Source organism: Anabaenopsis elenkinii CCIBt3563, assembly GCF_015245355.1.
Classification (GTDB): Bacteria; Cyanobacteriota; Cyanobacteriia; order Cyanobacteriales; family Nostocaceae; genus Anabaenopsis; species Anabaenopsis elenkinii.
In genome coordinates this window covers 2,802,272-2,818,129 of sequence record NZ_CP063311.1, presented here as the reverse complement: position 1 = coordinate 2,818,129, position 15,858 = coordinate 2,802,272, and the positions used below count along the sequence as shown (strand labels likewise).

12 protein-coding genes and 1 pseudogene are annotated in these 15,858 nt (G+C 42.0%); 8 read left to right on the top strand and 5 right to left on the bottom strand.

Features of this window, described 5'->3' with window-relative positions; all coding sequences use genetic code 11:
- Positions 1-252: 252 nt before the first annotated feature.
- From IM676_RS20215 to nblS, 8 genes and pseudogenes are all read left to right on the top strand, one after another.
- A pseudogene (locus IM676_RS20215) lies at positions 253-462 on the top strand (hypothetical protein); the annotation flags it as partial.
- Positions 463-1,115: 653 nt separating this feature from the next.
- Positions 1,116-2,297, top strand: a complete 1,182-nt coding sequence (locus IM676_RS12400) for an aminotransferase class I/II-fold pyridoxal phosphate-dependent enzyme (protein ID WP_200987198.1) — start codon at positions 1,116-1,118, stop codon at positions 2,295-2,297.
- Positions 2,298-2,369: 72 nt separating this feature from the next.
- The gene (locus IM676_RS12395; protein WP_200987197.1) at positions 2,370-3,584 is read left to right on the top strand and encodes a LeuA family protein; all 1,215 of its coding nucleotides are present in this window, start codon (positions 2,370-2,372) and stop codon (positions 3,582-3,584) included.
- A gap of 87 nt (positions 3,585-3,671) precedes the next feature.
- On the top strand, positions 3,672-4,532 hold the full coding sequence (locus tag IM676_RS12390) for a sterol desaturase family protein (protein WP_200987196.1): 861 nt from the start codon (positions 3,672-3,674) through the stop codon (positions 4,530-4,532).
- Between the two features lie 200 nt (positions 4,533-4,732).
- Positions 4,733-6,232 (top strand): MFS transporter, encoded by a 1,500-nt coding sequence (locus IM676_RS12385; RefSeq protein WP_225880344.1) that lies wholly within the window; start codon positions 4,733-4,735, stop codon positions 6,230-6,232.
- A 114-nt stretch (positions 6,233-6,346) separates the two neighbouring features.
- Complete coding sequence (gene purD, locus IM676_RS12380; protein WP_200987194.1) at positions 6,347-7,624, top strand: phosphoribosylamine--glycine ligase; 1,278 nt, start codon at positions 6,347-6,349, stop codon at positions 7,622-7,624.
- 248 nt (positions 7,625-7,872) lie between these two features.
- Positions 7,873-9,093 (top strand): RNA-guided endonuclease InsQ/TnpB family protein, encoded by a 1,221-nt coding sequence (locus IM676_RS12375; protein WP_449657992.1) that lies wholly within the window; start codon positions 7,873-7,875, stop codon positions 9,091-9,093.
- Positions 9,094-9,274: 181 nt separating this feature from the next.
- Positions 9,275-11,230, top strand: coding sequence for a two-component system sensor histidine kinase NblS (gene nblS / locus IM676_RS12370; protein WP_200987192.1), 1,956 nt, complete (start codon positions 9,275-9,277; stop codon positions 11,228-11,230).
- A gap of 76 nt (positions 11,231-11,306) precedes the next feature.
- Here the strand turns inward: nblS and IM676_RS12365 are convergent, their stop codons facing one another.
- The 5 genes from IM676_RS12365 to IM676_RS12345 all read right to left on the bottom strand — a co-directional run bounded on the left by IM676_RS12365 (position 11,307) and on the right by IM676_RS12345 (position 15,738).
- Positions 11,307-12,233 (bottom strand): alpha/beta fold hydrolase, encoded by a 927-nt coding sequence (locus IM676_RS12365; protein WP_200987191.1) that lies wholly within the window; start codon positions 12,231-12,233, stop codon positions 11,307-11,309.
- Between the two features lie 15 nt (positions 12,234-12,248).
- Positions 12,249-13,073: an SDR family oxidoreductase gene (locus IM676_RS12360; RefSeq protein WP_200987190.1), complete on the bottom strand. Its 825-nt coding sequence runs from the start codon at positions 13,071-13,073 to the stop codon at positions 12,249-12,251.
- Between the two features lie 15 nt (positions 13,074-13,088).
- On the bottom strand, positions 13,089-13,736 hold the full coding sequence (locus IM676_RS12355) for a pentapeptide repeat-containing protein (RefSeq protein ID WP_200987189.1): 648 nt from the start codon (positions 13,734-13,736) through the stop codon (positions 13,089-13,091).
- A gap of 266 nt (positions 13,737-14,002) precedes the next feature.
- A complete protein-coding gene (locus tag IM676_RS12350) occupies positions 14,003-14,500 on the bottom strand; it encodes a hypothetical protein (protein ID WP_200987188.1) in 498 nt (165 codons plus the stop codon).
- 14 nt (positions 14,501-14,514) lie between these two features.
- Positions 14,515-15,738 (bottom strand): DUF4336 domain-containing protein, encoded by a 1,224-nt coding sequence (locus IM676_RS12345; protein WP_200987187.1) that lies wholly within the window; start codon positions 15,736-15,738, stop codon positions 14,515-14,517.
- Positions 15,739-15,858 lie beyond the last annotated feature (120 nt).

Genomic DNA, 15,858 nt, shown 5'->3' with positions numbered 1-15,858 from the left:
CTGTTGACGGTTGACTGTTGACGGTTGACTGACAAAACGCCAGTGCGATCGCTACCCAGTACCCAAAGCGATCGCTTTTATTAGTGACTCATATCCCCGACTTCTGACTATGATCTTGTCAGGTAGTTATAAATTTTCGTAAAAGTCGGGTATATTGACCAGCTAGTGATGAAAATTACATATCAACACTTATTAAACAACCTGCCAAAATACAGACAACCTCTTCAGCACCTTAATATAGATGAGGGGTGACAAGCTAGTGCGATCGCCCGTGAAACCGCAGCGGTAATTAAACAAAATATTGGTTTAGTAGTATTCCCCAATTTAGCAGCTTGAGGAATAACTATGACCCTAGGCTTGCATCCCTTAGCAGCGACCCTGATTCATAATGGTTCAGCAATTCTAGCTGGGTTAAATGGGTTGCGTCCCCTCATGCACCAAGACCCACCCAGGAGTAGGTAAGAAGATATTTTAAAAGGGGGGTGGGGTGGAAAGAAAGCTTACAAGGTATAAACTGACGTGAGTTTGACGCAGAGGAAGGGGCGAAAAGCTCGCTGTGTAAGAATTTGCTCAAGTGATATTCACACCAGCTATAAGCGTTAGCTATTAAAGCTAGTTTCGGCTTTATTTGGGCTTGATTTTTCCTTAAGTCCCGTTAACTAACTTTGACTTTTAAAACATTCTCTAACTATCTTGATTGGCAGATTATACTAGGAGAATTTAATGGTTAGGCGACTTGCTTAAATTTGCACTGCCTAAAAATTATTAAACATCCTCTAAGAGGTTGTTTAATAAGTTTTCAACAGGTAATTTTTATTTTAGGGAACAGGGAACAGGGAATGAAAACGATTGGGAAGGATTGGGCAACACACAAAAAACAATAAAATCCAGTCCCCTCCCCTTACAAGGGGAGGGTTAGGGTGGGGTTACACAATAGTTGATACACTAATCATGACTTTCCAAACATCCTCTTAAAACTAAAAAAAATATTAATAAATTTTCGGTAATAAACAAATCATATTACAGTACCAAAAACTAGTCAAAAACCACAGGAAGTCAAAAAAATAAATTTCTTGCATTTAAATCAATTTGTGATATAAAGAAATAAAATAATCATGCTAAAGTACACCAACTTAACTCAACATGAGAAATTGGCATTAGAACAGGAATTTAATTACACTAATGCTTTTAATCAAATTTCTCAACCCGGCTATCAGATACCAACTATTGATCAACTTCCGAGACTGTGGCTAGAGACTGAGAAAAATAAACAGCAAATCTTTGAGGAGCGTTTTCTGGAAGTTTTTTATGGTATTCGCGGGATTAGGAGTGGTCTCAATTCCGGTAATATTATGCTTCACTATGCAGCCTCCATAGCCATTGTTCATGTTGCCAATTATTTATCAAATCATCATTTAAGTGTTAGTTTAATTGAACCTTGCTTTGATAGTATATTTCAGGTATTGAGGAATCAAAATGTTAAAGTTTCTGCCTTACCTGAGGAACTGCTGTACGACAGTTCAAGAATTTACGATAACCTGCTATACCATGTTAAAACCGATGCTATATTCCTTGTAGATCCCAATAATCCTACTGGATTTACAACCTTAGGCGATCACAATAGACACGCATTTAATGAAATTATTAGATTTTGTAAGGAGCAGGACAAGCTACTAATTTTCGATCATTGTTTTGCCCCATTTTTATTGCTAGATTCTCAAATTAGCTTATACGACACTTATGATGTTTTAGAGAAATCAGGAATCAGTTACATAGTGATTGAAGATACAGGTAAATTTTTTCCCACTCAAGGAATCAAGGTATCGACACTAAAAATGTCACCGGATTTATATGATCGGATGTATGAAATATACAACGGCTATTTACTAAGTGTTTCTCCGTTTGTCCTCAATTTCATTACTAAGTATATTACCGCCTCATTTTGCAGTAAGTTTTCTCAGATTCGAGATCCCATAGAACAAAATCGTTCAACCCTTGAAACATTGTTGAAAGGTCAAATCATAGACTTAGTACCTAACCTTACTAAAACTAGCGTAGCGTGGTGTGAAATTAAATCTCCTCATGTCCAAGCTACAGACCTACAAGAATTTTTACAAATACGTAAAAAAGTTCACATCTTACCGGGGACATTCTTTTATTGGGACAACCCAGAGCAAGGTGGAAAATATCTACGCATTGCCTTAGCTCGGAATACAGATAACTTTAAGAAAGGAATGTCCTTATTGGTAGAAGGAGTTCGGGAATTCTCTGAATCTAAAGCACTAATTAATGTTTAGCAAATAACTGATAGTTCGTCGTTTTTGTGAAAACCGCTGTAATTTTAAGTCAAGGAATAAAAATTCATAAAAATGCCACAACTTAGTGACTTAGTTTATAACTGGAATATACCAACCAGAACCACCTCAAAAACGATTACTCTCTGCGATGAAACCTTGCGAGATGGTTTAGAAGGAGGAGTTACCCGGCTACCATGCCTAGAGGAAAAGCTGGAATTATTAAAACTGGCCAGTGACTCAGGAATTACAGATATTATGGTGGGCTTTCCCGGGCAGGAAATCGCCTATCGAGAGGCTTTAGCCCTGTGTCAAGGAGTTAAAGCCAAAGGACTAACCCCTCGACTTGGTCTATTGGGGCGCATGGTTGAAGCGGATATTCAAGCCATCGAGCGCATCCGTCAAAAGAGCGGTTGCGCTATTGTAGCCCACTTATTTGTACCCTGTTCTCCCATTCGTCGCTTTGTAGATCAATGGGATATCCATGAGTTAGAAGAATTAATCCGGTTTGGGGTAAAGCTTGCTCACAAATTGGGATTACCGGTTAATTTTTCACCGGAGGATACTTCACGATCTGAGCCTCAGACTGTTGAACATTTGTGTCGCATTGCGGTGGAAGAGGGAGCAACAGAAATTACCGTTTGTGACACGGTGGGCTGTTTAACGCCTTCCGGTACACGTAAGTTGATTCAGCATCTTCGACATTTTTTGGATGCTAACAATAGCCCCGTGCGCCTTGATTTTCATGGTCATAATGATCGCGGTTTAGCCCTAGCTAATTCCCTGGCTGCCATCGAGGCTGGGGCTGATTGTATTCAGGGAACAATGCTCGGTATTGGAGAACGCTCTGGGAATGCTGCTCTAGATTTGGTGATGATTAATCTACACTTACAAGGGCTTTGGAATCAGAAATTTTTGATCCCCCTCCAACAGTATTGTTGGGAACTAGCTCAACGGTGCAACCTAACCATCCCCGACAAATATCCTGTGTTTGGTCAGCATAGTTTTACCACTCAAATGGGAGTTCATGCCTCCGCGATTCTGAAGGCTGAAACCTATGATAATCAGGATTTAGCCGCATGCATTTATTCTGGAGTTAATCCCCACTTGTTTGGCCTCAATTATGACATTCAAGTCGGACCGTTTAGCGGTCGTGCCAATGTTAAATTGTTAATGCGTCACTGGGGTGTAACCCTCACTGATGAAACCATCGATCAGATCCTAACAACGGCTCGTCTTGAAAACCGAGTGTTAAGCACTTCAGAAATTCTGGCATTAGCAGAAGTATAAATCTAATATGTCCCTGTTCTTCACTTAACTGTTGATGGCATTTTTTCATCCCCAGTTTTTAAGGTTTTTTACTGGAGATACCAGACCATGTTATATCTTGATCAAGCTTTTGGTTTTTCTACGAGCAATATTTCACTTGCCGGTATTTGGCTGGCAAAATTAATATACCTTCTACAACCGTATATATACTTATTTATTTTCCCCATCTTAATTATCATTACCTCCGGTGTAATCCTTTGGATCTGGGAATTCGGTCAGCCCCTTCGCCAAATTGACCTGGAAACGATTTTTCAGGATTTGAAAGAACTACCCATTATCCTGGTTTTTATTGTTCTTTCCGCTCAAATCTATGGCTACATTGAGCATCACTATATCTTGCCTGTATCGGGCTGGGGGCAACACATATACCTTTGGCATATGGTACTGCATAGTCCCCTGTGGTTGAGGTTTATTTTAGCCATCCTATTAAAAGATTTAATTGCTTATAGTTATCATCTGGCAATGCACCACAACATGACATTTTGGAGATCCCATAAGTGGCACCATATGCAGGATCAAATGTATTGGCTAAAGGGAAACAAAAATTCTCTCGTTGCTAAGTTTATTGCCAAGTGGGATCTCATTGGTTTTGTACTCCTAGGGATACCCCTAAATCTAACGTTAATCTTCGTGACAGCTTATAGCTTTTTTACGTTCTTTGTTCATAGCAACATTCAATGGCAACCTTGGATGAAATATGTGGAATGGGTTTTAGTTACCCCGCGCTATCATATGGTGCATCACTCCAGCAATATTGATTTACAAAAGAAAAATTTAGGCGATCTATTTACCTTTTGCGATCGTATTTTTGGAACTTACGTCAATCCAGAAACATTGGATATTAAACAGCAAAAATTTGGTATTTTGCCGAAAGAACCCCTGACCCTGAGAGATATTTTAGGAGTGTGAATAACAGCGATATTCCTTTTAACCCTCCTCTTTTTGTCTCTCCCACAGGTTGCTTGATAAGTTTTCATCCGTAATTTTGATCACATTTTCACCCCCCTTAATCCCCCCTTACCAAGGGCAGGGTTATGCAGGGGTAAAACAATATATGGTACATTAATCATCACTTTTAAAACATCCTCCCATCTTGACGAAAATAAATCGTGAAAAATTTTACCACTCCTACCCAAAAACAATGGGCAATTGTTGGCATTGGTACCAGTGCATTTATGATTTCGGCAGAATTTTATATTGTTGGCGCCATCCTTCCTATACTCATGCAACAGTTCCATGCCACCTTCATGACTGTTCAATGGGTGATACTAATTTATACACTAATGTTAACGACGATGGTTTTGGGCGTCGCCAAACTGGGAGATATCTATGATAAAAAACAATTATTCCTAATAGGATTAGGGCTATTTACCATCAGTTCTTTTCTGTGTGGATTAGCCACTAATATTTCAATATTGATTGCTTTTCGAGGCTTACAGGGTCTAGGAGCAGTGTTAATCTGGGCTTTACGAAATGCGATGGTTACGGAAATGTTTCCGCCAGAAGAAAGAGGACAAGCTCTTGGTTGGGTTACCGGACTGTCTTCCCTTGGTTTAGCCATCGGTCCAGGACTAGGGGGCTTATTAATGAGTCTTTGGGATTGGCGTTTTTTATTCTGGATCAATGTTCCCATTGGGTTAGCAGCGGGTATGATGATTGCGTACTTTGTCCCTCAAGGGATGTCGGCAGGGACTGAAAAACAGTTAGATTTTATGGGGTTATTCTTAATTACGATAACCATCGGTAGCTTTGTTTTAGGCGCAACTCAATTACAAAATTTTAGCTACATGAGTCCCATGGCAGTGATGTTACTTGGATTAAGTATGGTGGGCTTACTGTACTTTTTATATATTGAATCCCACATCGACTATCCTATTCTGGATCTAAAACTTTTAATCGTCCCTCCACTCAATATCAACTTATTATTATTTATGATGATATACATTATTGTGGGGCTGATTCAACTTTTATTTCCGCTGTACCTGGAACTGGGTTTAAAATATTCTCCTGATAAAGCGGGCTTTATCTTAACTGTTTTACCCCTAGCATCTGTGGGGATTTCACCTCTGTCGGGTTCCCTTGCTGATCGTTTCGGGGGGCGCAGCATTGCTTTTGTGGGGCTAGGATTTCTTTTAATCGGATGTATTGCTGGGAGTACTCTTCAGTTAAATTCCACCGCCGTCGGCTTTTGTATTAGGGGTATTTTAATAGAATTAGGATTAATAATGTACGTTATTCCCCTTAGTAAGATCGTCATGGATGCGGTACAACAGGCACAATTAGGCGTAGCCTCTGGAATGCTCGCATTGTCAAGAATGCTAGGAATCGTCATTGGAACATCCATGTTTGGACTGCTTTTTTCAGTCTTTAGTTTTAGCGGTTCTGAACTTTTATCCAGTTTAAATAACGTCAGTAATAGTGAAATACCTACGGTATCCGTAGATGTGACGTCCTTACCTGTGCCTAATTTAGTGCAAGGCACAGATGCCATTTTTCTAATTATGGCTTTGATTACCCTACTGGCTATTGTTATATCTACCTTGAATCCCATTTCAGTACCATCTCCTTCGACCGACTCTCAATCAATGCACTCTTCGGGAAGTGATTAGATTAGCCAATTGACACTCCGTAGTGGGGGATTCTTGCTTCACACAACTAGTTGATTTTGGGATCAGAACTCGTGATATTGTCAAAGCAGTTGTCACTTCTGGTCAGAAGGTTCAGTGAAAGTTTTAGTTGTTGGTAATGGAGGGCGCGAACACGCCCTGGCTTGGAAACTGTTACAATCTGCGCAAATTGAGCAAGTTGTTTGTGTACCAGGAAACGGGGGAACTGCTACCCTAGAACGTTGTCAGAACCTACCCTTGGCTGTAGATGATTTTGAGGGGATGAGCCGATACGCCCTAGAAAATGGCATTTCCTTGGTTGTAGTGGGGCCAGAAGTACCTCTAGCAATGGGAATTACAGATTACCTGCAAAGTCAAGGACTCATGGTATTTGGTCCAGTCAAAGCTGGGGCGCAAATAGAAGCTAGTAAAGCTTGGGCTAAAGCCTTAATGCAAGAGGCGGGGATTCCCACAGCCAAGGCTGCGGTATTTACTGAAGCTACAGCAGCTAAATCCTATGTAAAATCCCAGGGAATACCTATAGTTATTAAAGCCGACGGTTTAGCGGCCGGGAAAGGGGTAATAGTCGCCACAACTCAAGAACAGGCGGAAACTGCCATTGAGGCAATTTTTGCCGGACAGTTTGGCAGTGCTGGTAATTTTGTAGTAGTGGAAGAATGCTTGATTGGGGAAGAGGTATCAGTTTTAGCCCTGACTGATGGGTTAACTATTCGCCCCTTGCTCCCCGCTCAAGACCATAAGCGCATTGGAGACGGCGATACAGGGGAAAATACCGGCGGGATGGGAGCTTACGCCCCTGCACCCATTGCTACACCCCAGTTAATGGCACGCATTCAAACTGAAGTCTTAGAAAGAGCGATCGCCGGTTTAAAATCTAGAGGTATTGACTATCGGGGGGTGCTATATGCAGGCTTGATGATTGCCCCCGATGGTGAGTTCAAAGTGTTAGAATTTAACTGTCGCTTTGGTGACCCGGAAACTCAGGTAATTTTGCCACTGTTAGAAACACCCCTAGAGGAATTGATTTTAGCCTGTGTACAGCAGCGTTTAGGGGAAATGCCCCCCATAGCTTGGAAACCAGGGGCTGCGGCTACTGTGGTCGCTGCTTCAGGGGGTTATCCTGGGAAATACGACACAGGTAAAGTGATTACTGGAATTAAAGAGGCTGAAGCCCCAGGAGTAACCGTATTTCATGCAGGTACAAAATTAAACCAGCAACAAGAAATAGTCACAGATGGGGGAAGAGTGTTAAATGTAACCGGCATCGGCGAAAATTTCCAGCAAGCGATCGCTCAAGCATACACTGGAATCAAATCAATCCAATTTCAGGGGGTATATTACCGCCAAGATATCGGTCATCGAGTCCTCAACTAGAAAAAACATCAGGCGGTATCATAGATACCGCGTATCTGAGCAAGCCAGCAACTGTGAGTATTTCCCTCCTCCCCGTCCCCATCCTTGAGAGCAACTACCAAAAAATGCCCACAGTGCCCCTGGTTTCCAACTATGGGGGTATAGTGCGATCTGCTTGCAGCAGCGCTTCGCTATCGCGACTTGAGTCGCATTCCTAAAAATCGTCTTGAAAAATATTAGTATCAAATATATAATGTCATCAGGAGGTGATGCAAGTGTTTAATCTGACCTACGAATTTAAGCTCAAACCAACTCAAAAACAAATAGCAATATTTGAAGAATGGTTAGAAACTCATCGACGGGTTTACAATCATGCTTTGGCAGAGCGTAAAGACTGGTATCAGTCTCGTAGTTGCCAGGTAAATGCTTGCAGCCTTCATAGTTGTTACATCATTCCTGCTGATACACCTCGTCCCACATTTGCAAGTCAATGTAAGTCTCTGACTGTTGCACGCAAGAAAAATGAGTATTTAAAACGTGTTAATGCTCAATCTTTGCAGCAAACATTAAGACGACTGGAAAAAGCTTTTGTTAGTATGTGGGAACAAAATCATGGCTTTCCCAGATTTAAGAAACAGGGGCGAATGCGTTCTTTTTCCTTTTCTCAATTAGGAGTAAATCCATTAACCAATAGGTATGTAAAATTACCTGTAATTGGGTTGGTCAAAGTCCGTCAATCCCGTTCACTTCCAGATGGAGGCGTGATTAAACAGGCGCGTGTAGTTAAGCGTGCCTCTGGGTGGTACGTCATGTTAACAGTACAGTGGGATGTAGCCATGCCCCAACCTCTGCCACATGGGGAACCAGTAGGAATAGATGTCGGTCTCACGAATTTTATAGCAACTTCTCATGGTCTTTTAATCAAACGTCCGAGATTTTTTGGAGATGCCGAACGCAAGCTGAAATTGCTGCAAAAGCGTGTTGCCAAAAAACGGTTAGGCTCGAACAATTGGCGCAAAGCACAAAAGAAAGTTGCGAAATTACATGAGTACGTTGCTAATTGTCGTCAAGATTGGCACAGAAAGTTGTCTCATCAAATCTGTGACAACGCCGGGATGGTGTTTGTTGAAGATTTAAATTTAGTTGGTTTGTCCCGTTCAATCCTAGGTAAACATTGCCTGGATGCTGGATTTGGTCAGTTTTTTAATATCCTTCAACAAACCTGTTTTAAGCGCGATGTCTATTTTCAAAAGGTAGACTCACGTAAAACCAGCCAAATTTGCCCTAATTGTGGAGTTGAGACTGGTAAAAAAGAACTGTCGGAGCGTACTCATGTTTGTTCAAATTGCGGGTATACAACAAATAGAGATGTTGCAGCCGCTCAGGTAGTCGCTATACGCGGACTTGCAGCCGTGGGGCACACGGTCAAGATGCTTGCAGAGGGTAAATTCATTGGAATCCCCGTGAAGCAAGAATCCCCAGGCTTCTAGCCGTGGGGAGTGTCAATCATGTAGCACGGTCAATAAACCTCTGCTATATTTAATTTCCTCACCTGGAAACTTGCCATGTCTGACCTAACCTCATCTTGCAATTAACATCTTGATCAAATTAACTGTTAATTTTTTAGTGGTTGGGGTTAAATAACCAAAACTACTAACAACTTGATTTACAATGCTCGCTCCATTAAAAACAATCCAAGAAGCAATTACTAACTGGTGGTCAGAGTTCACCCTCCAGACCAAACTGTTAGCTGTGGCCACCTTAGTTGTGTCCTTGGTCATGAGTGGCCTCACATTCTGGGCTGTGAATACAATTCAGCAAGATGCGCGCATGAATGACACCCGCTTTGGTCGTGACCTGGGATTACTACTTGCTGCAAACGTTGCTCCCCTGATCGCTGACCACAACTTGACAGAGCTGGCTCAATTTTCCCAACGCTTCTACAGCAGCACCTCTAGTGTGCGTTATATGCTCTATGCTGACCAAACAGGGAAAATATTTTTTGGTATTCCTTTTTTGGAAGAGGTAGAAAACTCCCTCACCATTGAGCGGCGTATACAACTACCAGAAAATTATACCGATGATAGCGCCAGCGGTGCTGCTAAAGCAGATCGGGAAAAACCCATGGTGCGGCAACATACAACTCCCGATGGAGTAGTTACCGATGTCTTTATTCCCCTCATTGTAGACCAAAAATACCAGGGTGTCCTGGCCATTGGCATCAATCCCAACCAAACCGCAGTTATTTCTACTAATTTCACCCGTGATGTGACTATTGCGGTTTTTATCACGATTTGGGTCATGGTGATTTTGGCAGGAGTTATTAATGCTTTGACCATTACTAAGCCCATTAAAGAACTATTAGTAGGGGTGAAACAAATTGCGACTGGTAATTTCAAGCAGCGGATTAACTTACCTTTAGGTGGGGAACTCGGAGAGCTAATTCTCAGCTTTAATGAAATGGCCGAGCGTCTAGAACGCTATGAGGAACAAAATATTGAGGAACTAACAGCAGAAAAAGCCAAGCTGGAAACCCTGGTTTCTACCATCGCCGATGGTGCTGTTTTAATTGATAACAGTATGCAGGTGATTTTAGTTAACCCCACAGCTCGGCGGATTTTTGGCTGGGAAGGGATAGCAGTTGAAGGCGGTAATGTTTTACATCATTTACCCTCCGCAGTGCAGATGGAAATTACCCGTCCTTTGTACGAGATGGCCGCTGGTGAATGTGACAGCGCCGAGTTCCGTATTCATTTGAACTCAGCCACTAAACGCACTATCCGCATTCTCTTGACTACTGTACTCAATCTCCAACGGGAGAGCATCAAAGGTATTGCCATCACCGTCCAAGATATTACTCGTGAGGTAGAACTCAATGAGGCAAAAAGCCAATTTATTAGTAATGTTTCTCACGAATTACGTACGCCTCTATTTAATATCAAATCTTTTATCGAAACTTTGCATGAGTATGGCGAAGATTTGAGTGTGGAACAAAGACAGGATTTTCTCCAGACTGTTAATAATGAAACTGATAGACTTACCCGTTTAGTTAACGATGTTTTGGACTTGTCTAAACTGGAATCTGGACGTACCTACAACTTTGATGGTGTAGATTTATCACAGGCTATTGAACAAACCCTGCGGACCTATGAACTTAATGCTAAAGACAAAGCTATTCAATTAATTCAGGAAATCGACCCTGATTTGCCCTTAGTTGTGGGCAATTATGATTTATTATTACAAGTTTTAGCTAATTTAGTCGGTAATTCTCTCAAATTCTCTCAACCGGGTGGTCAAGTAGCCATTCGCGCCTATCAACTGCATACCAACCCTGACTCACACATCCCGGGTTCTGATGTCCGGGTGGAAGTTTCTGATACTGGTATTGGTATTGCCCCAGAAGACCAACAGGCGATCTTTGACCGTTTCTTCCGTGTGGAAAATCGTGTTCACACCCTAGAAGGTACTGGATTAGGTTTATCTATCGTCAGAAATATCATAGAACGCCATCATAGTCAAATGCATCTGGTGAGTGAGGTGGGAGTGGGTACAACTTTTTGGTTCGACTTGACTTTATTTGAACCAGCTCCTCAGACACCAGTTGATTCAGTGGCTGAAACTATCTAGATTTGGAGAGGTACGGATTCAGCCTGCTTCGTAATATCCTTTGAGAATCCCTTGGTTTTTAGCCATGGGAGTTTTGTCAAGATTGTACAGCTTCTAACTGGGCAATAAATGGGGCGATCGCCTCTACAAATTCCCCTGTTGATTCATAGGGTAAAACATTGCGTCCCGGTATTTTCATACCCCTAGCTTGAGGTAAACAGCCCAGATAATCAGCCAAGCGTTCATCTGGTGTTTCTTGTTTCCCTTCTTTGCTAATACTCGATGCAGTTTCTCCTAAAACTACTAATGTGGGCTGATTGATACAAGCTAAATAACTACTATAATTCTGTCGCCAAAACCCAGCCAAAAACGAAAATACTGCATGGCGACTTTCTATATTTTCCGCCCCTACCAATAACATATTTAACCATTCTTGATCTACAGCATGCTCCGACCCAAAAAGTTGCCTAATTGAGAAAGAACGCAAAAATTTTTCTGTCCGTGCATAGCGATAAAAAGTTTTGCCCAAAGGGGAATCAAAAATATTCCAAGCTATTTTTTGCTGTAATATTGATGAGTTTTTAGTAATTACCGGCCAAGATGGAGGCCCAGCTAAAATCATCCCCAGAATTAAATTTGATTGTTGCTGTACTAACTCTATGGCTACAGGTAATAATGCCCCTTGCACTACAATTACTACAGGTTTTTTAACTACCGTTACTAGAAATTTATGTAGTTGCTGCGCCCAATCTTTAGGAGTATAAGCCACATGGGGCATATCACTTTCACCACATCCGAGTAAGTCGGGATTGTAAATAGGATTTTTATGACCTGTTTGATACCATTGGCGGCGAAACCTTTGCCAAAATTGCCGCGACAAACCCACACCAATGGGATGAATTAAAAGTAAAGGTATACCGTCATTGATAGAATTAGCTGGTTCATGGATTTCATAGGCACAAGAATAATTGTTCCAGGTATAAAACTGGGTAGGAGATATTCTGATATTCAGTGAATTAACCATAGTAATTAGCTTGTTTTAAAAAATAAAATCTGGGTGAATGAATTTATATCCAGCATCCTTGATTTTTCGGTTAGATACTCTGGCATTATATGGACGGTTGCTTTTAGCAGTAGCATCCCATTCTACCTTGGGTAAGCCATGTTTTTCTAATAAGCGATCGAGCAACTCTCGACTAGTTAAATAAGCATCATTTACCAGATTATAAATCCCTACTAATTGCTGTTGACGTGCCAATTCTATCGCCCCAACAATATCATCCAGGTGAACCCAATTAGTAACATCTCCACCATCACCGGGGCGAGTTGTACCAGGAACTCTACTAAATATTTTCATCAGTTCCCTGTCAGGTCCATAAATACCTCCCAACCTGAGTATACAAACACGAACCTGCTCACTAGATGCACCTTGCAATATATTCTCAGTAGCTTGGAGAATTTTGCCCGTCTCATGAGTGGGTGTAACAGGGGTTTGTTCATCTACCCATCCACCGTTATGATCGCCATAAACTGAATAGCTACCGGTATATATTATCTGCTTGATTGTCGGAAAATCTGGTAAAAGATTCACCAGATTTTCAGCGGTTTTCAGGTAAGTTGCTTCGTATAAATTTACCCCTTTTGCCCCAACACTTAACAGGACAATATCCTGATTTTCCAGTACGGCTTTTAGCCCCTCTGGGTCATTTCCTTGGGTAACTATAACCTTCTGGGCTATAGTTTTTAATGTGGGGACACGCTCAGGGGAAGTTGTGGTAGCAGTGATGAAAAAATTGGTTTTTTGCTGCCAGAATTGACCAACTGCATAACCAACGTAACCGCAACCAATAATGGCGATGTTCATAAATCAAACTGATTGTTAACTATAGATGGCACCATCGGGCATAATTGCACCAGCTAAATTAGCACCAATCAATTTTACCAGTAGGCGATCGCCTGAACGAATCCGCGCCCCTGTCAAGTCGGCTCCGCGCAGGTCAGCGCCACTAAGGTCAGCCCCAATTAAATTAGTAGAGCGTAAGTTAGCTTCTCTGAGGTCGGCTAAAAGTAAATTAGCTCTAAACAAATTGGCCTGAGATAAATTTGCCCCCCGGAGAATAACTTTATGCATAAAAGTATCACTCAGGTCAGCGCCGCTCAAGTTAGCATAACTCAGGTTTCTGCCAGATAAATCTTTGTTGCTCAAGTTAGAGCCACTGAAGTTCTTACCACTCAAATCCGGGTTAGTCCGGGGTGGTTTGTAGGTACTTGGGGGAGGTTTTTGGGGTCCAGATACTGGAGAATGAGGAATATGTTTGTGTTTACCATTTAAAGATCGTAATTGCTCACGAGCTTCATTAATAGCTTTGAGCTTTTCTTGGGCTTTCTTCTGTAAGCGAAGATTATCTTGAGGAATGCGATCAGGATGCCAAATGAAAACCAAGTCTTTATAAGCCTGGTTGACTTCCTCAAGTGTGGCTCCAGGTTCTATTTCCAAAACTCGATAATACTGCTCCATCTCGCTCATCAGGTATTTTTCTCAACAGTCAATTTAAGTATGAGTGATGCAGCTCCCAGATCAAACCTACTCCAGTCTAGTCTTCATGTGGGAATTGTTAATAATTCCGGTGCAGCCAAGCCCTTGGGTGGGTAATTATCCACAAGCATTGATTCTTTAGAATAGCTTTTCTCTAGCTGAGATTTAAATATTATACAAGCGTGTCTGAGCTAACTCAGTTCATAAGTAACCTTTTGATGCTAAATTCCTATATGATATATTTACAGTATATTTAATCACCTGTTACTGAGGATTCTATTTCTCCATCGATGCATAGCTCGCCAATAAGCGGCCACGGGAGTCTGATAAATTTCTACCAATATCCACATAATAATTGATAAATGTGACACAAAAGTGAATACCGTCCAAATATATGGTAACCAAGTAATGGGGTCATGAGATATTGGGGGTAAGTAATAAGCAGCTAAAGCAATGATAGTTGTGGGAATCACCACAAACGCAATGGCAGCTACACCGTAACCCCAACCAAATTCCACCCCCTCTAGTTGGGGTTCTGTCCAGTTAAAGCCATTCCAGCGCCAGATCAGTGGCGGTTGGCGAGAAGGCATTTTGATTTGTTGTTCTTCCTGGTTGACAATAAAAATCTCATTACAGAAGTCACAGGCCATAGTTTCCATCATGGGCATTTGGGAAATTTTTCCCACCCCACACAGAGGACAGGGGTAAATTTCTTGCAGGTCTAAAGGTGTAGTGAATATTTTAGAATGGGTCATAATCAAACTACGTTTTACACTTTTTCCTGTGCTGGTGGCACAATACCAATGTTTTTTAAACCTTGATCAATTTCTCTGAGTAATTTAAAATCCTCCTCTGGTAAAGGGTAACTATTACTCTCTCCACTGATAGGCGGATGCTTTTCTAGGAAAGAGAATGCTTGACGAAATTGATGGGGCTGTGCTGTGATAGGTGCGTCGAAATGACAAGGAATAATCCGCTCAAAATCCCAACTTGCCACCTTGTCAGCCCAGCTAAGGGTTGCTCTGGGGGCGCGGTTGAGAATCAGGGTCTGCAAAATTGGTGCTACAAACAAACGACCTTCCCCTCTGAGGAGTTCAAAGGAGCGCTGCCAATGTGAGCGCCATTTAAAGGGAAATAAGCCAAAATAGGCTTTCCGTGAGCGATTGGGTGCTTTGCGCGCCTGACTTAACACTGTAGCCCAGCTGATGATTTCTAACACACTGGGACGAAAGTACAAAGCAAACAAAGCAATACGTTGCCATCCCTTGCGGCGATTGATGGCATTATCTGCTAGAATATCCGATGCTGCATCTTTGGCATGGAATAGCAAGGGATAAGGATCTAGTTGGGCGATGGGGGGCGGATCTGCTGATATAGATACCACCGAATCTGTGACTAGTAGGGTGTGCGATCGCTTGTGGAAAAATGCCACCTCAGCAAACCGACCCGGACCGAGATTAATCGGTCCGAGAATGGCATAGTCAAATTGGTCAGCAAATGGTGTTTTTTTGCTCTCCAGTGGTAATACATAGGTTCGCTTACCAGGTAACCCCAGCCAACTGAGGGGGAGATTGATGGGAAAACTCCACTGGTCAGGGGCGACAAAAACCTGTGCTTGGGGAAAGCATCTAGCAAACGGACCCACAAACACCTTATGTTCTAATCCTGAGATGGTGGGCAAAATAATATACTTCACATCCCCATGTTCTGCCACCAAATCTTGAACTAGTCGCATACATTCTGGAGTGGGCGCAACGGGAGCATAGACCAAAAGCCCCCCCTGTTCTAGCTTAACTACCGTCATGCGAATCGGCACAACAACATAGAAAATTCCTTGGATTTGATCAAAGGTCCAGATAGTATCTCTGACTACCTCCTTACGGATTGTTTGCCGCTTGCCATAAGGGTAGAGTGGCAATGTCAACCAGAAAGGCCAAAAAAACTCTTGCTCATCAATAATTTTTGGGCTTCCTGTACTTTTATCATCAGCCACTGTGCAACCCCTCCCAACTTCCCCAAGCTCAAATTCAGGAGCCGAAAACTTAGTTATTATCTTATGATTATTTTAATATCAACTCAAGTATATTAAGAAAGGTAGCTGGGGACTCTATCT

Excerpts from the sequence above, each read along its gene's own strand:
- IM676_RS12400 (WP_200987198.1), top strand. The coding sequence starts at position 1,116 with ATGCTAAAGTACACCAACTTAACTCAACATGAGAAATTGGCATTAGAA.
- IM676_RS12395 (WP_200987197.1), top strand. The coding sequence starts at position 2,370 with ATGCCACAACTTAGTGACTTAGTTTATAACTGGAATATACCAACCAGA.
- IM676_RS12390 (WP_200987196.1), top strand. The coding sequence starts at position 3,672 with ATGTTATATCTTGATCAAGCTTTTGGTTTTTCTACGAGCAATATTTCA.
- IM676_RS12375 (WP_449657992.1), top strand. The coding sequence starts at position 7,873 with ATGCAAGTGTTTAATCTGACCTACGAATTTAAGCTCAAACCAACTCAA.
- nblS (WP_200987192.1), top strand. The coding sequence starts at position 9,275 with ATGCTCGCTCCATTAAAAACAATCCAAGAAGCAATTACTAACTGGTGG.
- IM676_RS12365 (WP_200987191.1), bottom strand. The coding sequence starts at position 12,233 with ATGGTTAATTCACTGAATATCAGAATATCTCCTACCCAGTTTTATACC.
- IM676_RS12360 (WP_200987190.1), bottom strand. The coding sequence starts at position 13,073 with ATGAACATCGCCATTATTGGTTGCGGTTACGTTGGTTATGCAGTTGGT.
- IM676_RS12355 (WP_200987189.1), bottom strand. The coding sequence starts at position 13,736 with ATGAGCGAGATGGAGCAGTATTATCGAGTTTTGGAAATAGAACCTGGA.
- IM676_RS12350 (WP_200987188.1), bottom strand. The coding sequence starts at position 14,500 with ATGACCCATTCTAAAATATTCACTACACCTTTAGACCTGCAAGAAATT.